The 22,980-nt window shown below is 42.5% G+C and carries 15 protein-coding genes; 9 read left to right on the plus strand and 6 right to left on the minus strand.

Annotation, left to right across the window (positions count from 1 at the left end):
- Nucleotides 1-40 precede the first annotated feature (40 nt).
- Nucleotides 41-754 (minus strand): FadR/GntR family transcriptional regulator, encoded by a 714-nt coding sequence (locus FAZ15_RS10200; protein WP_136901221.1) that lies wholly within the window; start codon nucleotides 752-754, stop codon nucleotides 41-43.
- 126 nt (nucleotides 755-880) lie between these two features.
- On the opposite strand from FAZ15_RS10200, the gene FAZ15_RS10205 reads away from it, so the two are divergent.
- The 8 genes from FAZ15_RS10205 to FAZ15_RS10240 all read left to right on the plus strand — a co-directional run bounded on the left by FAZ15_RS10205 (nucleotide 881) and on the right by FAZ15_RS10240 (nucleotide 13,800).
- Nucleotides 881-4,264, plus strand: coding sequence for a SusC/RagA family TonB-linked outer membrane protein (locus tag FAZ15_RS10205; protein ID WP_136901222.1), 3,384 nt, complete (start codon nucleotides 881-883; stop codon nucleotides 4,262-4,264).
- Between the two features lie 20 nt (nucleotides 4,265-4,284).
- A complete protein-coding gene (locus tag FAZ15_RS10210; protein ID WP_136901223.1) occupies nucleotides 4,285-5,838 on the plus strand; it encodes a RagB/SusD family nutrient uptake outer membrane protein in 1,554 nt (517 codons plus the stop codon).
- A gap of 230 nt (nucleotides 5,839-6,068) precedes the next feature.
- Nucleotides 6,069-6,992, plus strand: a complete 924-nt coding sequence (locus FAZ15_RS10215; RefSeq protein WP_136901224.1) for a dihydrodipicolinate synthase family protein — start codon at nucleotides 6,069-6,071, stop codon at nucleotides 6,990-6,992.
- Between the two features lie 43 nt (nucleotides 6,993-7,035).
- Nucleotides 7,036-8,133 carry a Kelch repeat-containing protein gene (locus tag FAZ15_RS10220; protein ID WP_162304919.1) on the plus strand — a complete coding sequence of 366 codons (1,098 nt, stop codon included), beginning with the start codon at nucleotides 7,036-7,038 and terminating at the stop codon, nucleotides 8,131-8,133.
- A 20-nt stretch (nucleotides 8,134-8,153) separates the two neighbouring features.
- The gene (locus tag FAZ15_RS10225; protein WP_136901226.1) at nucleotides 8,154-9,383 is read left to right on the plus strand and encodes an MFS transporter; all 1,230 of its coding nucleotides are present in this window, start codon (nucleotides 8,154-8,156) and stop codon (nucleotides 9,381-9,383) included.
- 100 nt (nucleotides 9,384-9,483) lie between these two features.
- Complete coding sequence (locus FAZ15_RS10230; RefSeq protein WP_136901227.1) at nucleotides 9,484-10,668, plus strand: AGE family epimerase/isomerase; 1,185 nt, start codon at nucleotides 9,484-9,486, stop codon at nucleotides 10,666-10,668.
- Between the two features lie 5 nt (nucleotides 10,669-10,673).
- On the plus strand, nucleotides 10,674-11,834 hold the full coding sequence (locus tag FAZ15_RS10235) for a sialidase family protein (RefSeq protein ID WP_136901228.1): 1,161 nt from the start codon (nucleotides 10,674-10,676) through the stop codon (nucleotides 11,832-11,834).
- A gap of 7 nt (nucleotides 11,835-11,841) precedes the next feature.
- Nucleotides 11,842-13,800, plus strand: a complete 1,959-nt coding sequence (locus FAZ15_RS10240; RefSeq protein ID WP_136901229.1) for a family 20 glycosylhydrolase — start codon at nucleotides 11,842-11,844, stop codon at nucleotides 13,798-13,800.
- 25 nt (nucleotides 13,801-13,825) lie between these two features.
- Here FAZ15_RS10240 and FAZ15_RS10245 read toward each other — a convergent pair whose 3' ends face one another.
- The 5 genes from FAZ15_RS10245 to FAZ15_RS10265 all read right to left on the minus strand — a co-directional run bounded on the left by FAZ15_RS10245 (nucleotide 13,826) and on the right by FAZ15_RS10265 (nucleotide 21,416).
- Nucleotides 13,826-16,933 (minus strand): efflux RND transporter permease subunit, encoded by a 3,108-nt coding sequence (locus FAZ15_RS10245; RefSeq protein ID WP_136901230.1) that lies wholly within the window; start codon nucleotides 16,931-16,933, stop codon nucleotides 13,826-13,828.
- A gap of 11 nt (nucleotides 16,934-16,944) precedes the next feature.
- Nucleotides 16,945-18,054, minus strand: coding sequence for an efflux RND transporter periplasmic adaptor subunit (locus tag FAZ15_RS10250; protein ID WP_136901231.1), 1,110 nt, complete (start codon nucleotides 18,052-18,054; stop codon nucleotides 16,945-16,947).
- A gap of 3 nt (nucleotides 18,055-18,057) precedes the next feature.
- Entirely contained in the window at nucleotides 18,058-19,332 is a 1,275-nt protein-coding gene (locus FAZ15_RS10255; RefSeq protein ID WP_136901232.1) for a TolC family protein, read from the minus strand.
- 69 nt (nucleotides 19,333-19,401) lie between these two features.
- Complete coding sequence (locus tag FAZ15_RS10260; RefSeq protein ID WP_202912369.1) at nucleotides 19,402-20,736, minus strand: sensor histidine kinase; 1,335 nt, start codon at nucleotides 20,734-20,736, stop codon at nucleotides 19,402-19,404.
- A 2-nt stretch (nucleotides 20,737-20,738) separates the two neighbouring features.
- Nucleotides 20,739-21,416 carry a response regulator transcription factor gene (locus tag FAZ15_RS10265; protein ID WP_136901233.1) on the minus strand — a complete coding sequence of 226 codons (678 nt, stop codon included), beginning with the start codon at nucleotides 21,414-21,416 and terminating at the stop codon, nucleotides 20,739-20,741.
- Between the two features lie 362 nt (nucleotides 21,417-21,778).
- On the opposite strand from FAZ15_RS10265, the gene FAZ15_RS10270 reads away from it, so the two are divergent.
- Nucleotides 21,779-22,960: an efflux RND transporter periplasmic adaptor subunit gene (locus FAZ15_RS10270; protein WP_238387215.1), complete on the plus strand. Its 1,182-nt coding sequence runs from the start codon at nucleotides 21,779-21,781 to the stop codon at nucleotides 22,958-22,960.
- Nucleotides 22,961-22,980 lie beyond the last annotated feature (20 nt).

The raw sequence follows: 22,980 nt of genomic DNA on the forward strand, positions 1-22,980 counted from the left end.
GTAGGTGCTGCTCCCCAAGCAGCACCTACTTTAGTATCAATTACTCCATACAATCAAGAATTCGTAAAAAATGATTGTTGAGATGCTTGCGCATTGCATCCCTAAATTCTGTAGGATTTCTTTTTTTAAGAACCGCTACTAATTCTTTGTGGGAAATGAAGTCATTATTCAGTATAGGTTTTTCGAGTAATCCACTTCGATGCACGTATTGAAATACAGGTAACAGCATACCTTGCAGTTCCAGTAGCATTTTATTCTGTGAAATACGGTACAGTTTCCCATGAAACAGTATTTCATCTTCAATATTAAAAGGATCGGCAGTTTCTCCTGTAGCTCCTGAATAGGTTATGTTTTCTAATTCGGCGATATCTTCGTCCGTAACTCTATCGACAATGAAATCGGCCATACCCACTTCTAAGGCGAGTCGCATTTCGAATACGTCTTTTAAGGTATCATGCGTTAGAATCGACGGATGAAATATCTTGCGAAACGGAACCAAAATATCGGGATTGGTTAAGACTGCCCCGCGATGTTTCTTTGATTCTATGAGGCCAACGGTCCGCAGCCGAAGGAGTGCCTCTCTTATGACCGTACGGCTGACCCCTAATTTTTCCGCCAGGTCCAATTCCTTAGGTAAAGCATCTCCAACCTTCATCCCACTTGTCTTCATCAAAGAAATAATTTTCTCTTCAACTTTATCAACGAGGCTAGACGTATCTATGCCTTCCAATGTGCTAAACGAACTTTCTGCCATGGTACTTTTTTATGTCTTATCAATCTGATACAATAATATCAAAAAAAATTTGATACCTAAAGTATTATGTTATACATTTGAAAAGTATTATGTATAACATAACCCAATTTTAAGTTTTATACAATTATGATAAAAAAGCAAATCTTCAGCCTGAAAAAGCTTAACCTACTACTTTTTCTCAGTTTGTTACAAGCTATGGCAATGGCACAGAGCCCCATTAAGGGCAAGGTCGTAGGCGTTGACAATGTACCGATTAATGGTGCAAATGTTACAAACCGAGCGCAAAATAACAGCGCTTCCACAGATATTAATGGAGAGTTCACCTTGGTTGCGGAAGTCGGGGATGTACTTCGTGTAACCTATATGGGATATGCCGACCAAGTATTAACCCTTAATAGTACAACTAATGTTCAGATCGTGCTGACACCGGATGATGAGGAACTCGAAGAGGTAGTAGTAATGGGGTATGGTACCGTTAAACGTACCAAGATGACTGCCTCAGTATCTACACTGGATAACAAAGTATTGGAAACGGGGATGCGGGCCAATCCGGCTCAGGCATTGGCTGGTACGATACCGGGAGTACGTGTCTCTACCGGGTCTGGTCGTCCAGGTGCTATGCCGTCTATTATTTTACGGGGAGGTACGCACTTCGATGGGTCGGGTAGTCCGCTAATCTTAGTCGATGGGCAAGTTCGGGGTAGTTTATCGGATATCAATCCAGAAGAAATTGAACGCATTGATGTACAAAAAGATGCTGCCGCTACCGCTATATATGGTGCCAGAGCCTCGAATGGTGTGGTCATTATTACGACTAAAAAAGGGAAAGCTGGAACATCCTCGCTTGACTTTAAAGCTAACAGAGGGATCAACTACTTGAACGTTCCTTATGACTATTTAGACTCTGAAAGTTATATCAAATGGAGCCGTTTAGGGGCTGCTGAAGCTATTAAGCAAGGAACTCTTGGAAATAACACCTTGGGTGCGCCAGGTCCGCGCGGTACAGGCAATGCGTACTTCGATACGGATGGTGTTACTCCGCTGGACGGGAACTATGTGAATGCTGGTCGATGGAGCTTAATGCGCTTGACGGATCAGAACAGGTTTTTGTTGGATCAAGGTTGGAAAGCGATGAAAGATGCTGTTCCTACTAACATGGCCGGAAACTATGACCCAAACGGAGAACTTCATGATCTAATCTACGAAGACTTCAGTTATGGCGATTTAGCCTTTAGATCGCCGGCTCCTTCTCAAGACTACAACCTTTCTTTTTCTGGAGGTAATGATAGAGGGACCTATTATAGCAATGTGGGCATCTACGACGAAAAGGGACTTTCGCTAAATACCTTCGACCGTCGATACAACTTTGCAGTAAATGCAGATTACAAATTAAAAGACTGGATAACTTCCGAATCTCGAATTAATTTTACACGTGCAAATTGGCGTGATCAATCCCTGACAAATGGCGAAGCGAATTACTGGGGTCGTATGCTTTCTGCTCCACCGACACTACGGAGTAAAAGTCCGGTCACGGGCGATTGGATCCTCGGTCGTGATGCGAGCGATGGTAATCCGTTAGTTAATATCGATAAATATATCCGGCGAAGTCAGAATGATAAATTTACCTTTAATCAAGGGCTGACCGTGAATCTTCTTTCGGAGCTCACCCTACGGGTAAAAGGAATTTTATACTACGAAGAAGAATATCACGAGTCCTTCAATAAGGATTTCAGAACCGGTTTTTTGAGCCTTACGAATCCAGATGCGGGTTGGAATAGGGAACGTAGCAGTTCGGCAAGTTTTTGGCGCAATATCCGTCAGACCTATAACGCAGTGTTGAATTACGATAAATCATTTGGACAGCACAATGTTACTGCCCTCGCGGGAGCTGAATACTTTGATGCCTATTACCGTTCATTGGGAGCGTCGGGGAGTTTGGCTCCGACCGACGATTTTATGGCATTGGGCTTAACAACCAATACGGCCGAAAATCCGACACGCGGGGCTTCGTCTTCGCACTCCAATGACCGTATCATCTCGCAATTCGGAAATGTAAACTATGACTATGCCGACAAATACCTTTTCTCCGCGACTTTCCGTAACGATGGCATTTCTCGTTTGGCGGCCAACAATCGATGGGGGTTTTTCCCGGCAGCGTCTATTGGCTGGGTGGCGACGAGGGAAGAATTTGTACAAGAAAATGCACCTTGGTTGAACTTTTTGAAAATTCGTGCAAGTTGGGGTAAGAATGGTAATATAGGTATCGGTACGAACAATGCGATCGGTATCTATGAAGTGCAGGGGGGCTACGCTGTACAGACTGCTTATGATCAGTCTCGTGGTTTCTTGTTCTCTGATCCGATACTGCCAGAATTGACTTGGGAAAAAAGTAAGACCACCGAAATTGGTGCTGATATCGGTCTTCTGAACAATCGGTTGAACATTTCTGCTGCATATTACAATAGAATTACGTCAGATAAATTGGCCTATATCAATTTGCCCAATTCGGCTGGTATACCGTCCATCCGTACGAATAATGGAACAATGCGCAACCGCGGTATCGAATTGGAAGCAGGGTATAAAGTGATACAAAATAACGACGTTACGTGGACCATTAATGCGAATGCGGCCTATGTGCGTAACAAAATCATTAAGTTACCCTATAACGGCAACGAGCGGAACAGACAGGGAGGGACGCAAGTATATGATCCTACCGGTAATTCCTTAATTTGGGTAGAAGGCTATCAGGAAGGTATGGAGTGGGGAGATCTATACGGCTTCCGTATGGTAGGTGTCATCCGGAATGAAGAGGATCTGGCTAATTATAACGTCCGGGACGATGCTGCAGGAGAAAGCTATAGCATCGGTGCGGCTGCGGGTAAAAAAGTAGCCAGTCAAAAAATAATTGATGAGCAAGGATTAACGGGTTTCTTAACACCTCAACTTGGGGACGCCATGTGGGATGATACCAATGGAGATGGGGTTATCAATCAAGATGACCGTGTCAAATTGGGTAATCAACTTCCAAAATGGACGGGTGGGTTTAACACAACTGTTAGCTACAAAGGGTTTTCATTGTTTACGAGACTTGATTTTGCCTTAGGCCATATCCAGATGGATCGCCAGAATGTCTGGTCTTTAGGCTATATGCAGGGCGAGTTTAACGCTGGATCTATCGTAAACGACACTTGGACACCCGAAAATCCGAATGCAATATACCCAAGATATGTGTGGGCCGATCAGTTGAATATGAAAAATTTTGACCGTCCGAGCAACCTCTTCTATGTAAACTCTGGGTATTTGGCTTTTAGAGAAGTTTCCCTAAGTTATGCTGTACCCAAAGAATGGATAAGTAGGGCTAGAATAGCCGGACTAACATTGACCGCTACGGGACAAAATCTAGGATATATCTCTAATAAATTGAATGCACTTCCCGAGCGTACGGGCTTCCAAAACAGTGCTTACACCATTCCGACAATGTTGATTTTCGGTGGAAAAATTACTTTCTAAATTAAATGGATAATAACGTGATGAAAAAGCATATAAAAATGATGGCCGTCATCTTCTCTCTCTTGGGAATGACCGCCTGTAACAAAGACTTAAACCTTGTTCCCGAAGATTATTTTGCAGATGGAAACTATTGGCAAAATGAAGCTCAGGTAGAAAATTTTATGACCGGTATTCACAGCCAGTTACGTGCGCAACAGTTTCAGTTTTTTCGACTGGGGGAAATGCGTGGCGGTGGATTGACAAATGTACCGAAATTTCCGGTCTCTTTGAATGAGTTGAACATTGTTGAACATAATATGACCGAGGTGTCACCTGGTTTGTCGGCTTGGGCAGGTTTTATGAACACTATTCTTCAAATTAACCTCTTTATCGAACGGGTAAATGGAATTTCCTTCCTTTCTGATGTAAAAAAGAACGAACTTCTTGGCCAAGCGCATGGAATGAGAGCATTCTATTATTTCCATTTGTTACGAACCTATGGCGGCGTACCGTTACGCCTTACCGCCGATGTGCTGAATAATCAACCTGATCCCGTTGCTTTACGTTTGGCTCGCTCTTCCGAGGCCGATGTATTGACAGCTGTAAAAGATGATGTGGCTAAATCCTTAGGATATTTCGGAACGGAACAAGGGACTAACAAAGCTTACTGGAGCTTAAATGCTACACGAATGCTAAAAGGCGAAATATATTTATGGTCAGCAAAGATGTATGGTGCCACGGCCGATTTTGCTGAAGCTAAAGCGGCTTTAAATGCGGTTACAGGTTATAGTCTCCTACCCAACTTTACCAATGTGATCAAACAGAAGCGTAATGCGGAGATAATCTTTACTTTACCTTTTGCTTTCAATGAGGCGCAAGCAACATCGTCCGCAGCATTCCTGTATGACCTGCCTAATTTTAGTGGGTTATATTACAAAGATACCGTTGATATCAATGCGTCCGCACTTGTTGACCCATTAATACTTCAACAAACCACTGCCCAGGTTATACAGCGTTATGCTTACAAATACGAACTATTTCAATCCTTTGAAGCAGATGACCAGCGTAGAGATGCTACCTTTTACGACTTTTATGCGATTGATCGTGCGGTAACCCCTCAAGTAGTGACTGTTCGTAATATTGTGCTAACTAAGTTCTTGGGAACAATAAACAATAATATACGAAACTACACGGACGATTGGCCGATATACCGCGAGGCAGATCGTCTGCTGATGCTAGCCGAGATTGCAAATGCGGAAGGTGCCGATCCGTCAAGCTTTATTCAACCGGTACGAAACCGTGCTTTTGGAGGAGTGGATCCGACACCGTTTGTAAATGGTACCAAGGATGCAAATGAACTGGCAATTTTTGAGGAGCGTTCAAAGGAATTCATTTGGGAAGGTAAACGTTGGTATGATATCAGACGCATGAAATATGGTAGTGATCCCTTGGTATTTAAGTCATCCAACCATACGTATGGAGTACTTGATAAGAATACAGAAGCTTATAAATCGCTGTGGCCTATTGGTAGAGATGTATGGACAGATGACCCACTGGTTGAGCAGACACCGGGGTATCAAACAACTAAACCCTAAGCTGGAGGAGTATTGCTTTACCATCGTTCATTCGGTTCGCCTGCCTGCGGTAGGCAGGCAATGACTTTACTATGTGTTCGTCACTGCGAGGAAGCATGACGTGGCAGTCTTTACATTTTATGTTGATAGATTGCCACACCATCGTTCCTCCGGTTCGCAATGACGACGATGTTTTGCATTTTAAATTTTAGCAGGATCCTTACTATAAAAGTTAGAAAAAAATCAAAAAGATGAATATTCAGAAAATCGAAGGCCTTATTGCCGCACCATTCACACCGATGACCGTGAATGGAGAAATTAACATAGATGCTATCCCTTCTTATTACGAGCTGTTAAAGGCAAATAAGGTGGTCGGTGCTTTTATATGTGGATCTACCGGAGAAGGGGTATCCATTACATTTGACGAAAAGGTAGCCGTGATGTCTGCTTGGGCCGAAGCAAGTAAAGCCAATCCTGATTTCAAGGTGATCATGCTGGTAGGCGGTACGAATATCAGAGAAGCAAAATCGCTGGCTACAAAAGCAGCAGAATTAGGCCTGCATGGTATTTCATTTACCTCTCCTTTTTATTTCAAACCAGCGAACGTAGCTCAACTTGCAAAATGCTGTGCTGAAATCGCAACAGCTGCACCAAATACGGCTTTTTACTATTATCACATTCCTGTATTGACGGGAGGCAACTTTGCAATGTTGGATTTGTTGAAGGCTATTGATGGGAAGATACCGAACTTTGCGGGGATAAAATATACGCATGAAGATTTCATGGACTTCTTGTCGTGCATGAATTTTGCAAATAGAAAATACGATATGCTCTGGGGAAGGGACGAAAATATGCTTTCTTCTTTGGTGTTGGGTGCACGTGGTGCCGTAGGCAGTACCTATAATTATGCTGCTCCCCTGTATCTTGATATGATAAAAGCATACGACGACGGAGATATGGAACGAGCTAATGCGTTGCAGCAAAAATCGATCGACATGATTATGCTGCTCGGCAAGTACGGTGGAATCTCGGTTGGTAAATCATATATGAAGGTATTGGGGTTGGATTGTGGTGAATTTAGGTTGCCTGTACGAAATATGTCCAAAGAAGATTTTGAAAGCTTTAAAAAAGATGTATCTTCTTTACATTTTTCAGCATTTCAATCCAAATTTTAATATGAACGTTTTTTTTTCCATCATCCTTAGTAGTCTTTTGTTTATGAATTGCACAAGTAGTATGCAACATGCTGAACTCTCTCAGATAGAATGGGAAAATGGAAGCTCCTTACCAGGTGATAATACAGGTCATTCGCATAAAGGTCTCGCTGGTCCGATCGTCGGTGTAAGCAATGGCATCTTGATTGTTGCTGGAGGAGCTAACTTTCCTGATAAAATGCCGTGGGAGGGAGGTGTTAAATGGTACCATGACCGCGTGTACGCCTACAAAATTAATGATGGAAATATAAAATTATTCAAAGTATCATTATTGCCTGCTACAGTAGCTTATACGGCAAATTATTCTGCAAATAATACTGTGTACGCGGTAGGTGGTGAGGATATCAAGGGAGCTACATCGACAGCAATGACATATAAATGGAATACAGACCGTAATGAACTTGAATCTTCCTTTTTGCCAAACCTACCGCTGCCACTGACAAACGGAAGTTTGGTGGTGTATGATGACAAACTTTATTTTATAGGAGGAGAGAATGCGAATCTTGTTTCAAATAAAATCTATGTATTGGATTTGCAAGCCCTCGCAAACGGATGGATCGAATTTTTGGATCTACCTCTACCGCTGACCCATACCGTGGCGTTGATAAATAACGATAAGCTATATCTATTCGGAGGAAGAAAAAGAAATGAAGGTGCGGTAAGTACACTATACAATCAATCTTATCGGATCGATTTGGTAGAAAAAAATGTTGTTGGGATTGCGGCCTTACCCCACGGAATTGCTGCGGGAACGGGTTTTGTAGATTATAAAGGTCGTATGATACTAATAGGTGGAGATAAGGGAGAGACGTTTCATCGGGTGGAAAAGCTTATTTTAGCCATTCATAAAGAACCTGATCCGCTAAAGAAAGATAGCTTAAATAACGAAAAGGCAGATGTGCAAAGTGCGCATCCTGGATTTACAAAAGACGTATGGCAGTATGGTGAGGAGGACAATAAATGGTACAGCTTGAGTCCGTTACCCGAGGGATCGCCGGTAACGACCACCGCCGTAATGTTTCAGGATCGGGTGTTTATTCCGTCGGGAGAAATTAAAGCGGGAGTGCGTACATCAAATATCCTTGTCGGAAATATAAATTGAGTTGTAAAAAAATAGATTGTATGAAAAACAGCAAGAATTACCCTTGGATAGTAGTTGGATTGCTCTGGTTTGTGGCGCTTCTGAACTATATGGATCGGCAGATCTTGTCGACAATGCGTCCGTCGATGGCAGTCGATATCCTTGAGCTCGAAAGTGCCGCTATCTTTGGGAATCTGATGGCTGTTTTTTTGTGGATTTACGGATTAATGAGTCCGGTGTCGGGTATATTGGCCGATAAATTTAACCGCAAATGGCTGATCGTCGGGAGCTTGTTTGTTTGGTCTGCAGTGACTTTTGGAATGGGGTACGCGAGAACATATGACCAGCTTTATGCCCTTCGCGCCATGATGGGTGTGAGCGAGGCAATTTATATTCCCGCTGGACTCTCCCTGATTGCGGATTATCACTCGGATAAGACACGTTCTCTCGCTATTGGGATCCATATGACGGGATTGTACTTTGGACAGGCACTTGGTGGGTTCGGTGCAACAGTCGCCGCACATTATTCTTGGCACCTTACCTTTAAAATTTTTGGCCTGGTAGGTATAATTTATGCACTGCTGTTGGTCTTTACCCTGTTTGAAACCAATCAACGCACCGAAGGGGCAGCTTTCAAGAGTACCGTGAAAGTTTCGATATTGAAGGGTTTTGCTGTTCTTTTATCAAACATTTCGTTTTGGGTGATCCTCTTGTATTTCGCTGTTCCGAGCTTACCGGGATGGGCTACGAAAAATTGGTTGCCAACCTTATTTGCGGATAATTTGAATATCCCTATGGCACAAGCTGGACCGCTATCCACCATTACCATTGCTTTTTCATCTTTCTTAGGCGTTATATTAGGTGGAATCTTATCGGATAGATGGGTGCAAAAAAATATTCGGGGTCGTATTTATACCAGCGCGATCGGATTGGCACTTACCATTCCTGCGATGTTTTTGATTGGCTATGGTAATAACGTATTCGCCATCGTGGCCGCGGGTCTGACATTTGGATTTGGATTTGGCATGTTTGATGCCAATAACATGCCTATTCTTTGTCAATTTGTATCTGCTAAATACCGCGCTACGGCTTATGGAATCATGAATATGGTGGGTGTAATGGCAGGCGCGTATATTACCAAAGTGCTGGGCGCATCGGCCGATTCGGGGCAGCTTGGACACGACTTTGCCTTATTGGCCATAGTCGTATTTGTCGTGCTTGTTATTCAGCTTGTCGTACTAAAACCGAAAAGAAATGAACCTGCTGCTTAATGGCGGTACAGGAGATTTACTGTGCCCCATTTAGCCGTGCAAACTTGGTAAATGAGGCCGGTGTGCCAGTCTCTACGTTTAGTTTTAAGATTAATTAGATATGTATTCGCAACAACAATTAGAAGAATTGGCTTCTTTTTATAAAGACCAATTGGTAAATGATACGATTCCATTTTGGTTCCCACGGTCATACGATACGGAAAATGGGGGATACCTCCTAATGCGTGATGCAGATGGTACATTGATAGATACGGATAAAGCGGTATGGATACAGGGAAGGGCTTGTTGGCTATTGGCGACTTTATATAATACGGTAGAGTCAAAGCAGGAATGGTTGGACGGTGCGAAACTGGGCTATGAATTTATCCGTGATAAGTGTTTTGACGCTGCGGGTAAACTCTATTTTCACGTCGACCAGAGGGGTAATCCGATTCGTATGCGTAGGTACTTCTTTTCAGAAACATTTGCGGTAATCGCTTTTGCAGCGTATGCTAAGGCATCTGGGGATGAAAATGCGGCTGAGCTTGCCCGTGAGATATTCGGTACTTGTATCGCATATGCAAGTGGCGAAAAGCGCATGACGTCTAAATACGAAGATACACGGCCGACAAAAGGGATAGGTATCCCGATGATCATGATCAATACCGCACAGCAGCTGCGTGAAAACATCGGTGATGGTCGGTGTGACGATGCAATTGCCGGTTGGATACAAGAAATTGAAACGTATTTTGTGAAAGAGGATATCCAATGCGTAATGGAACAAGTGGCATTGGATGGATCTATAATCGACCACATTGACGGAAGGACTTTAAATCCGGGGCATGCGATTGAAGGGGCCTGGTTTATATTACATGAAGCGAAGTATAGAAATCATGATCCACATCTAACAGACTTAGGTTGCCGTATGCTTGATTATATGTGGGAACGTGGTTGGGACAAAGAACACGGTGGTATCTTGTATTTTAGGGATGTGTTTAACAAACCGGTACAGGAATATTGGCAGGATATGAAATTTTGGTGGCCGCAAAATGAAACCATCATTGCTACATTATTGGCGTTCTTGATGACGGGAGATGAAAAATATGCGGAAATGCACCGCGCAATACATGAATATGCATATACACATTTTCATGATAAGGAACACGGTGAATGGTTCGGTTATTTGCATCGGAATGGCTCCATTGCGCAAACAGCAAAAGGGAACCTTTTTAAAGGTCCCTTTCACTTACCTAGACAGGAATGGTATTGTCTACAGCTATTGAAACAGTATATTAATAAAAAGTAATAGATATGAAGAAATCAATGACTGGGCTATTGGGCCTGATGTTTTTGTGTACAAGTATTTTTGCACAGGAATCTGTCGTGTTTAGATCCGGAGAGGAAGGATATGCAAGCTATCGTATACCAGCTATCATAAAGCATAAGAATGGAGACTTATTGGCTTTTTCCGAAGGCCGTGTAGATCATGCTGGTGATTATGGCAATGTGGATATTGTATATAAAATCAGTTCGGATAACGGTAAAACTTGGGGTAAATTACATATAGCTGTTGACTATGATAAACTGCAAGCGGGAAATGCTGCTCCTATAGTGGACTTGCTGGATCCGGCATATCCAAATGGTCGTATTTTCTTGTTTTACAATACCGGTAACAACCATGAAGCAGAGGTGAGAAAAGGAAATGGACTGCGCGAGGCCTGGTATATTACATCAACGGATGGCGGGAAGACATGGTCTGAAGCGGCCAACATTACTACAGAAGTACACCGTCCCAAACAACCGCAACTGAACGCAACATATAATTTTGATGCGGATTGGAGAGCTTATGCAAATACACCTGGTCATGGTCTGCAATTTGATTCGGGTACATATAAAGGAAGGATATATATTCCTGCAAATCATTCTGCAGGTGAACCAAAATCTGCCGGACGTGATTATTATGCACATGCCTATTATTCGGACGATCATGGGAAAACTTTTAAGATCGCGGACAAAATTACGTTCGAAGGGGGAAATGAAACCATGGCGGCACAGATCTCTAAAAATGGATTGTATATGAATACGCGCAATCAACAGGGAAATGTAAGAACCCGTATTGTGTCGTATTCCAGCGATGGAGGAGCCTCCTGGGATACGACATTCTATGATAAAAATCTTCCTGATCCTGTTAATCAGGGTAGTACACTATCTTGGAAAAAAGGAAGTAAGTACGTCTTAGCGGTGTGCAATGCCGCAGATGAAAAATATCGGGACAATTTAACGTTGCGCCTCTCCAAAGATGGGGGAAAAACCTGGTATCTTGAAAAGGTAATTGCTAAATCTCCCGCTGGATATAAGGGGTCTTTTGCCGCTTATTCTGATATCGTAAAAATCGGCAAAAAGGAAATAGGTGTACTTTATGAGAAGGATGATTATAAAGAAATTGTATTTGTACCGGTGAATTTGAGATAGTAAGTATATGTTAAAATTTATATCGTATGTATGGGTCTGGGTGGGAATCTGTTTTTCGGCCTATGCACAATCCGTGCCTTCGCTGATTCCTTTGCCGCAAAAGGTGCAATGGGAAAACGTAACCATAGATTTAACGAACGGATTGCAACTGTATGCAAATGATACAGTAAAACTGGCGAATGAAATACGGCTTTTAACGGAAATTTGTGAGGAATGGGGGATCTCCCTGGGATCACCGACTGAGAAGGCGAACAAAGTAACTTCCGTAGTATTGCAATTGGATGCCGCTGAAAAATTCTGGCGCGCCGAAGGCGCTTATAAACTGACCGTGCATGGACAAAAAATCCATCTCATCGCTGGCAATGCTGTGGGAATATATCATGGACTCCATACGTTAAGGCAGTTGTATAGTGGGAAGCAGTCGGTTTATACCTGCGAAATCGAAGATTGGCCTTCGTATGCTTGGCGCGGTTATCTCGTGGATGTAGGCCGGAATTACCAATCCATGGAGATTCTTAAAGAGCAAATCGACGTGATGGCACGGTATAAAATGAATATTTTTCATTTTCACTTTACGGAGGATATCGCCTGGCGACTGGTCAGTAAAAAATATCCTGAGTTAACACAGTCTACAAATATGTTACGTTGGGCTGGACATTATTATACAGAGGCGGATTTTAAAGAGTTGATTAAATATTGTTTGGATCGGCATATTACGCTTATTCCGGAAATTGATATGCCCGGACACAGTGGTGCTTTTCGAAGGGTATTTCAGGTGGATATGCAATCTGTGGAAGGAACGCGACTTGTGAAAGATCTGGTCAGAGAATTCGTAGCTACTTATCCTGAACTTCCCTATCTTCATATCGGTGGCGACGAGGTTAAGATTACAAACCAGCACTTTTTGCCCGAGATGACTGCATTCATCGACAGCTTGGGTAAACAGACGATTGGATGGGATCCGGGAGGAAACCTAAGCCCGCATACGATCCGCCAATTGTGGATGGGTGGTCCGAAACCTATTACGCCGGATCTGGAGAATAGATTTGTAGACTCGAAACATCTTTATATTAATCATATGGATCCACTCGAAACGGTGGTTACCTTGTTTCACCGGCAAATTGGTGAACAGACAACAGGTAATGCTAACTTGTTGGGCGGGATTCTGTGTGCCTGGCCGGATCGTGCGGTGTCGCATGAGAGGGATGTCTTTTTACAAAATGCGGTATACCCCGGACTGCTTGCATTTGCTGAACGTTCATGGCGGGGTGGCGGACAACCCGGCTGGGTTTGCAACATCGTAAACCGTGATAAACCGGAGTATGCCGACTTTAGGGCGTTTGAAGATAGATTGTTAGTGCATAAAACACGCTATTTCTCTGCACTTCCTTTTCCTTATGTACGACAAGCGGATATAAAGTGGGACTTTATAGGTCCCTATGATAATGAAGGCGATCTGGCAAGGTCTTTTGATCCGGAAAGTGTAACAGAAACTACCTTGGAGCCGCATTTTAGTGCTGAGGGTGGTACAGTAGTATTAAGGCATTGGTGGTCGGATGTCTTAAAAGGTGTGATTGACAATCCGCAACCGAATACGACATGGTATGCGCGGACGCAGATATGGAGCGATCGGGAAGAGGATCGGCCGTTTTGGATCGGGTTTGATAACTTGTCACGATCGTATGCAAGTGATTCTCCGATCTATGGACATTGGGACAATCGAAAAAGCCTTGTTTGGGTAAACGGACTACCGGTCAATCCGCCTGATTGGCAGCAGGCGGGCAAGGAAGGACAGTTGGAGTTACCCATGATCGACGAAGGATATTCATTTAGAGAACCAACCCTCATCCGTATGAAAAAAGGCTGGAACAACGTGTTAATTAAATTACCAGTGGGTAGTTTTAAAGGAAAGGACTGGGAGAACCCGGTCAAATGGATGTTTACATTTATTCCATTGACCAAATAGTTCAAGGTAAATTAGGATAGCACAGCTATCCTAATTTACCCTTATCACCGGTATTGCGGTAGGCGTAATAAAACAATACGGGTAATACCATAAAGGAAAGAATCAGGCAAATCAATAACCCTCCAACTATCATTATCGCAAGAGGTTTTTGTATTTCGGAACCCATGCCATGTGATAATGCCGCAGGCAATAAACCCATAGAACCTAATAAAGCGATCATAACAACGGGTCGTATTCTGCTTTTTACACCCTGTTCGATGGCGCTGATTAACGACATCTTTTTTTGAAGATTGCTTTTCATGACACCAATTAGAACAATACCATCAATGGTGGCTACTCCAAAGAGGATGATAAAACCTATTCCGGCCGAAATACCAAATACAGTACCCGTAATCCAAAGCGAAATAAATCCTCCGATAAAAGCAAAAGGCAGTGTGATCGAGGAGATCAATGTATCTTTCATGTTCCCGAAATTGGCATAGAGAAGGATTAAAATAAGCATGAGGGATAGTGGAACAACCGTCGCCAGTTGTTTGGTAGATCGTTCTTTGCTTTCAAATTCACCTGCCCATTCCATATGTTTTTCCTTTGGCAACTTAACGTCGGCTGCTACAACTTTCTTGGCCTCGGTAATGGTACTTCCAAGATCACGGCCTTCGATGCTAAATCCTATTCCGATATAGCGGCTATTACCCTCTCGATAAATAAAGGCCGGTCCTGTTTTATATCCTATACTTGCTATTTCCTGCAGGGGCACTCCACGTCCATTGCTCGTGGGAATAAGGATATTACCGATTTTCTCCGGGGTATCGCGATATTGCTTTTCGAAGCGGAGGACAACGTCAAACTGCCTATCATTTTCAAAGAATTTGGTTGCCGACTGTCCGCCGATCGTCATTTCTATGACAGCCTGTACATCGGCGGTGCTCACACCATACTTGGCCATTTTGGAGTCGTGTAATTGGATTCGTAATTCCGGCAGTCCCAGATTTCTATACACATTGATATCCGTTATTCCGGGGACTTTCTGGATCGAATGAGCAACGTGGTCGGCGTATTTTTCCAGCTCAGCTAATTCATCTCCGAATATCTTGATGACCAGTGCGCTCTTGACACCGGCAACATACTCTTCCACATTGTCTTGAATAGGTTGGCTAAAACCAAAGTTAATGCCCGGATAGCGATTTAATAAGACGCGTATATCATGTATAATTTCAGCTTTGGAAATTTTACGAAGCCAATCTTTTTCATTTTTTAACTGCACATTGAATTCAATGTTGAAAAATCCGGTTGGATCTGTTCCGTCATTGGGTCTGCCGGTTTGGGTGAGCACAAAGTGGATTTCGGGGAAATTGTCTAACAAAAGATTTTTCATCTCCTGTGTCAACTTCGTTGATTCCTCAAGATTGATGCTATTGGGTAAGGTTGCACGGATATAAATAGCACCCTCGTTGAGCTTGGGCAAGAATTCGGATCCGTAATGGACAAACCGAATGGTGCAAATCGAAAGAACGGCCAAAAATATGACGATGGTGGCTTTACCATGTGAAAAAGCGAACCTATATAATCCATAGATTGTTTTCTGAAAGAAGCGGGTAACAACATTCTCCCGCTCTTGGATGTTTTTCGTAAATAAGAGCTTGCACATTGCTGGCACATAGGTGAGGCTCAGCAGCAAGGAGCCCAATAGGGCGTAACCCAGGGTAAATGCAAGTGGGGTAAACATTTTCCCTTCAACTTTCTGAAAGGAAAAAATGGGCAGCAGGGCAACGATGAGAATTAATAAGGCAAAGGAAATGTGAGAAGCTACACTGTTTGCGCTTTTTTTAATGATACCCATCTTACTCATCTTGGCAAATCGTGCTGCACCTACCTTATGGGAAGCTGCAGCCAACGCGACGAATACAGTCTCTACAATAACAAGCGTGCCTTCCAGAAGAAGCCCGAAATCCAACGAACCCATCGAAATTAAATTCGCGGGAAGCCCTTGTATACGCAGCATGATAATAGCGAAAAGAAAGGATAAGGGAATTACCGAAGCAACAATAAGTGTTGATTTCCAGTTATAAAGAAACACGAATACAATAAGGGAAACCAATAGAATTCCTTCGATCATGTTTTTGGATACCGTGTACACTGTATTGTTCACTAATTGCGTACGATCGATGACCGTCTCAATCTTTACATTTTCCGGTAGCGTGCGTTGGTTAAGCTCTTCTATCTTATCCTTAAGGCGAGCGACTACCTCTGAGGGGTTTTCGCCCCGTAACATAACGACGATCCCCTGTACCAGATCGTCCTGACGGTTTAGTCCAACTTGTCCAAGACGAGGCTTATGTGCAACCTCGACCTCTGCTACATTTTTAATGAGGATAGGGGTAGAGCCATTCAATTGGATCGTGATATTCTCGATGTCTTCAATTTTATCCAATAGCCCAACGCCTCGCACGACATAGGTCTGACTACCTTGCTGGATAATATCACCTCCAACATTGATGTTGGATTTTGAAACGGCCTCGTACACATCGAGCGGAGATAAGTCATAGTTCTTCAGCTCGGTGGGATTAATCTTTATTTCGTAGATCTTCTCTTCTCCACCAAAACTAATGACATCGGCAACGCCAGGCACGCTTAACAGTTCCCGTTCAATGACCCAATCTTGTATGGCAGTAATCTCTTTCAGCGGAAGATCGCTTTGAATGACATAGCGAAAGATTTCTCCTGTTGCTCCAGAAGGAGGTTCGATACTGGGATCCGCGCCAGCGGGAAGCTCCACACTGTTTAATTTATTGGAGACATATTGTTGTGCATAGAAGTCGTCCACGCCATCTTCGAACTGAACCGTCACGACCGAAAGCCCGAAGAGTGAAACGGACCTGATATCTGTCTTTCGTGGGATGCTGTTCATCACTTTGGATATGGGAAGGGTGACGAGTTTCTCGATCTCCTCGGCACTTCGTCCGGGCCATTGGGTGATCACACGGGCGCGTGTATTAGTCACATCGGGAAACGCCTCTATGGGGGTATGTATGTAGCTGTAGATTCCGCCGCTTAATAATGCAACCGTTGCTAAAAGTACAAATAGCGCATTTTTTAAAGAGAAGGAAACAATATGCTGTACGAATTTTTGCATCTCGGGTTCTTTTATTTACTTAATTCTTCGAATATCAATAAGGTATTGGTGCACACAATTTTGTCCATTTCTGAAAACCCCTCTTTTACAAAAGTATACTGTGCATTGGATGCGATAGGCACGATTGGAAAGAGCTGTAGGTCACAGTCGGAATGATAACGTACGACGTATTGCTTGTCTTTACTAAATATAATGGCCTTATTAGGAATAGCATAACCGTAATCGGAGGACCGGGTCTTGTCGATATGTATATCGGCACTAAGTCCGGGCATGAGGCGGAGGTCGGGATTATCCAACACAACCCGTGCTTTGAGAACGTGTTCATCATCATCAAATACCGGATAAATTTTGTCTATTTTTCCGCTGTAATATTGATCTGGGTATGCAATCGTGCTGACCTTAACGGGGTCGTTTTGTTTGATATATTTGAGGTTGCTGGCGTAGATATTGACCATAACCCAGACCTGCTTTAGATTGGACAGGGAAAACAGTGGGTCTCCCTCTACACCAATAGGTTGGCCGGAGCTGATTTTTTTTTGCACGATATAACCATTTTTCGGTGCTACGATATTGAAATTGCCCGTCTCTGTATCTGCACGATAAAGGAGCAGGCCTTGGTTGATCTTTTCTAACTCTATCCGTGTACTCTCAATTGTATGTTCAAGTTCTAGTATTTCGGGATTGGAAGCCATACCATCTAAAAGGAGCATTCGTTTGGTCTCTAATTGTTTTTTGAGTAGAATTAACTGATTTTCAAGATGTCGCTTTTGTTGATATTGCTCCTGAATCTGATGCGAACGTACAACCGCTAATACCGTTCCTTTTTGGACATATTCTCCAAGCTCAAAGTTGACCTCTTGTACGATGCCTTCCAGGAGGCTCTTGAACGCGATGAAATCATTTTCATTGTATTCAATTTTTCCTGTTAAGGTAAGCTGCTCTTGTATGGGTTGATAAAGCACGGTTTCTATGGTTGTGCTTTGCTTTAAGTCTTCGGGGAAACAAAACTCCTCATCCCCGGCAGGTGAGGGCGCCTGGGTAGGGGAGTTATTGCGTTGACATGAAATACTAGTCAATTGACAAGTAATGGCGAATGTTAGTAAATACAGTGTGTTTTTCATAAATTATAAATCTTTTCCGATACGGTATTGCAGTTCTTCAAATGTGTGGTAATATCTTTCCTGTAACTCGAGATAAGCACGTCTGGCTGCAATATAGCTTTCTGAGAAATCGATAAATTCCATCAGGGTTACTTGATTGTTTGTGAGATTTTGTGCATAGGTGTCTATCATGTTTTTAAAGTCATCTGGAGATCCATTCGTGTAATCGAGGAGTTCTTTTTCGTAAAGATTCAACTGGCGTGTAAGTAGCTGTAGGTTATTGTTCAGTTCAAATGCTAGACCAACTCTTTTTTCTTGTTCGCGTTTGATTCCGATTTGAGCCGCTTTGATATGTCCTTGATTCTTATGGAAGAGAGGTAAATCTACACTGATCCCTACGCCCACGAAATCCCGCATGATATTTCCCCCTCTATCGTAGCTAACTTGAAAGGTAATATCGGGGATACGTTCCGCTTTTTCAATTGCAAGCTCCGCGTGGGATATGGAAAGGTCATTTGCTGATTGCTTAATTGCTGGATGATTATAAAGTGCTATCTCCATGAGGTCCATAGGCACCCGCAGACTTAAATTATGTAGTCTTTTTGTGGATAAGGCTAAGTGTGCGAGTTCAAGCGGTTGCTGGGTGTACAGTCGGAGTCGACTAAGTTTCTGTATCTGTTCGTCAGTGAGGTTGGTTAGCTGTTCTTTCCATGTAATTAAAGCAGATTGTACACGGTAGTAGTCCACTTTTGAGATGGTTTGCAATTTCGATTGCCGGGTATATTGCTCTTTTAATCGGGTTAGGTAATCGACCATTTGACGTACTTCTACCTCTTGTGCTGTTAACTTTTGTAGGGAAATGAAGGTGTTGCGCAAATCGAGACGTAAACTGATTAAGGTTTCTTCAACGTCCAAAAGAGCGGTGTTCTTTTCTAATTGTTTTAACGCAATCCGTTTTTTGCGTTTTCCGGCTGTTTCGATTAGTTGTTCGAGTTCTAGGGAAATCTGTTGCCGACTGCCGTACGGACCAAATAGGTAAGGCAGGCGTTCGCTGCTTGGATTAGACCAAAGATTCGCCTCATCGATGCCGAATCTGGGATTCGGAAACAATTTGCTCTGTAAGATTTGAGCATCTGCTTGGTCGATTTGATATTTCGCAACTAATAATTGATAGTTGCGTTCCAAAAACATTCCCTCAAGATCAGTGATCTCAAGAGGCTTGTCGGAATTGAACTCTTGTGCATGCAATGAGCTGTGCAGACAAAAAATCAAAAATGCAATTATATACTTTTGTGCCATATTCTTTTATATGGGTACAAAAGTAAAGTCCTACTATTAAGGGCCGATTTTAACTGAATTAGAATTGGATTAGAATGTCAACGCTATACGCGTACCGGTTGAATCGGATTTCACTTCCATTTTTATCTGATGTAACGTGAAGATAACGCCCGACATGGACAAACCAATTCCCTTCCCTTGGAAGTTATTTGTATTCGTTCCTCTATAGAAGTTTTGGGTTATATTTTTGAGCTCGGTAGATGGAATGCCTATGCCCTTATCGATGATACGTACGACTAATCGATCATTTACCATGTTCATGTGAACTTCTATAGGTTGATTACTTGAATATTTTATCGCATTTTCTATGATGTTGCTGATGGCAGATTCTAGTAACCTGGCATTTCCATAGAGGTTTAGCGCATTGGGTTCCTGCACATCCATTGTCACCTGTATTTGGGCTTTGTGATATAGATATGCATCCTCTATTACTTTCCAGATAATTTCGTCGACACGTATACTTTTGAATTCGAAGTTGGTTTTTGCTCCCGAAAGAAGCATCATGTTGTCCAGGCTGGTTTCCAGATCCAAGGTGTACTGCTTCAGTTGTTTGATCACTTGTTTGTATTCTTCGTCTGTTCGGGGCTTGTTAGAGGTAACCTCTAGTGTTCCGAGAAGGGCGGTGATAGGAGTTCGTAGTTCGTGGGATATGTAGTCTATAAAGTTTTTTTGTATAGCGAATGTTTGTCCCAGCCTTTCGATAAAAACATTGTAGGTTTGAACTAATTCGGTGATTTCCGCGTAGGAGTTTTGAAGAATTAATGGCTCTTGGAAGTTCTTCTCGTCTCGATCCTTGATCTGCTTCATCATTTTCAGGATGGGATCGTATGCAACCCGACCGAGGAACTGTGAAAAAATATAAATAAGAACAATACCAAAGATGAAGGCAGCGATAAGAATGTATAAAAGAGACTGCATCTGCGCGTTGAAGTTTCCTTTCCATTCGCGTGTAATGACGACGAAATCACCTTCATTGTCTTGATAGAAGATACCATGATAGAAATGGTCTTGGGTAACGAGGCTACCTTTATGTTGGTCGCGGGTATTGTTGATAAATGCCGTGGTAATAGCTGTATCGACATTCATTTCTCCTGCTTTCTGTATGTTGTAGTTGTTATAAATAGCAATATTAGTCCGGGAGATTGTTTTTTGTAACTGGTTTTTAACGCTCTCTCGTTCTGGATGGCTCTGTTCGTCTGCTTCTAAATAAAATACGGCTGCTAGCAGGGTTTTATTTTGGAGCTCCCGAAATTGGTTGTGCACCATCCATTTGTAGAATGATATATAGATCAGCGTGGACGCAAGAAGCATCACTATGGAGAATGCCGTTACGGCGTAGAGGGACAAACGGTCTTTTAACTTCATCGCTACTTTTTGAACATATATCCTATACCTTTGACGGTATAAATGAATTTGTCTCCCTCTTTTTCGATTTTGCTGCGCAAATAGGAAATGTATACGTCGACTACATTGGTTTGGTTGTCGAAATTTATTCCCCATACGGCGTTTAATATGTGTGTACGACTTACGGCCTTCCCATTGTTTTCTGTAAGATAAATCAATAGTTTGAACTCCCTGGGAGATAACTCAAGAGGTTTCTGTCGTAAGAAGGCCTGAAACTGATTGAGGTCAATCAGAAGATTTCCGAAATGTAGCTGATTTGATCGCGTTGTAGGAATATCCAGTTGATAACGCCGTGTGAGTGCACGGATACGTGAAAGTAATTCCTCAAAATGAAAAGGCTTCGTAATGTAATCATCTGCGCCATAGTCAAGCGCGCTAACTTTGTCCTGGACAGCATTTAACGCACTTAGCATCAATATAGGGATCTTAATCTTTTTATAACGGATAATTTCGACCAGCTGTATACCATCCATGGCGGGAAGCATGACGTCGATAATGAACAGATCCCAAGGTAGATGTAGAAAATCTGCCGTGGCTTTTTCTGCACTTGCACATAACGTGACCAAATAGCCATTTTCTGTTAGACCTTTAATCAAAAAATCACTGATTCGCTTATCATCCTCAATTACCAAAATCTGCATTGCCTTGTAAATCAAATACAAATTTACCGAATTTGTTAAGCAATAGAGAGAGATTAGAAAATTCTAATTTACTTTTTAATAGTAGCATGTATTGTTGTCGGAAACCAGTATTAAATTAAATGCACCTGTAATCAGAAGGCTAGACCGGATAAATAAAAATTGATACGGATTTAGAAAATAATATTGACATAGAAACGCGCGTTTTGTTGTAATTTTCTATAAAACAGTTGCTTATTAACTTGCCTCGATATATGCCAAACAAAACATCTTGTTAATTAATGTTAAGTGGTATAATAATTGTGAAAAGGGACGTTAATATAGGGAAGTTGTGTAATAAATATATTACATAAGAGTCTGTAACTTTGAAAAAACATATTGTGAAGCATATTATTTTATTAACATTAACAAGCTCATTTATTTTATTTAGTTCGATGTTCCTGACGGTTGGTTGTACTGATGGGAAGTCAAAAGAAAATACCGAATCGACCAAGGCGTTAGCCCTTCCCGTCTATGTGGTAGAACGAATGGATGCCGTGACGGTAAAGGATTATTTGGGTACAATCGAAGGAAAGGTCAATGTAGAAGTCCGTCCGCAGGTGGAGGGCTTATTGCAAGAGATATATGTAGATGAAGGGGCATATGTGCAAAAAGGACAAAAATTATTTAAGGTGGACCCATCTACTTATCAGGAAAACCTAAATAATATGGTCGCCACGGAACAGGTAGCGCAAGCTAAATTGAAAAATGCCAAACTCGAAGTAGATCGTTTGCAGCCTTTGGTTGCTAATGAGGTCATCTCAGAGGTTAGGTTGGCGGCTGCCAAAGCGGAATATCAGGTGGCAAAAGCCACTTTGGATCAGGCAGCAGCAGCTGTACGAACCGCACAGATTAGCAAAGATTTTACTGTGATTACAGCTCCGGTTAGTGGTTATATCGGCCGTATACCTAAACGTATCGGTAATTTGGTGACCAAGGGAGATAAAGAACCGTTGACATATTTGTCCGATATTCAAGAAGTATATGTCTATTTTGCGATGAACGAATCCGACTTTTTGTATTTTTCCAAAGCACAAGCCCGGAAAGATAGTATAGAAGGACGGCAGTATAATCAACACCAAAAACTAACATTTCCGGAGGTTACCTTAGTGTTGGCCGACGGGGAGGAATATGCCAGAAAGGGATTGGTTGATGCGGTTAATGGCCAGGTTGACCGGGCTACCGGTGCGATTTCATTGCGTGCCACCTTTTTGAATAAGGATAATATATTGCGTTCGGGCAGTAGCGGCACACTAAAGATTTCGGAAGTTAAAGAAGGCGTTTTGCAGATACCGCAGGTATCGACGACACAGCTTCAGGATAAGACTTTTGTATTTGTGGTAGACAGCAGCAACAGGGCTAAACGCCGTAACATCACAATTGCTGGGCAAAGTAAAGATAAATATATTGTCTCTAGCGGTATTGAAGAAGGTGATCGTGTGATCTTAAGTGGATTTGATAAGTTAACTGACGGATCGTTGGTCATGCCTGTTGATCAGGCTCAGTAACATTCGTTAATGCCTATTCG

Source organism: Sphingobacterium olei, from assembly GCF_005048855.1.
GTDB lineage: Bacteria > Bacteroidota > Bacteroidia > Sphingobacteriales > Sphingobacteriaceae > Sphingobacterium > Sphingobacterium olei.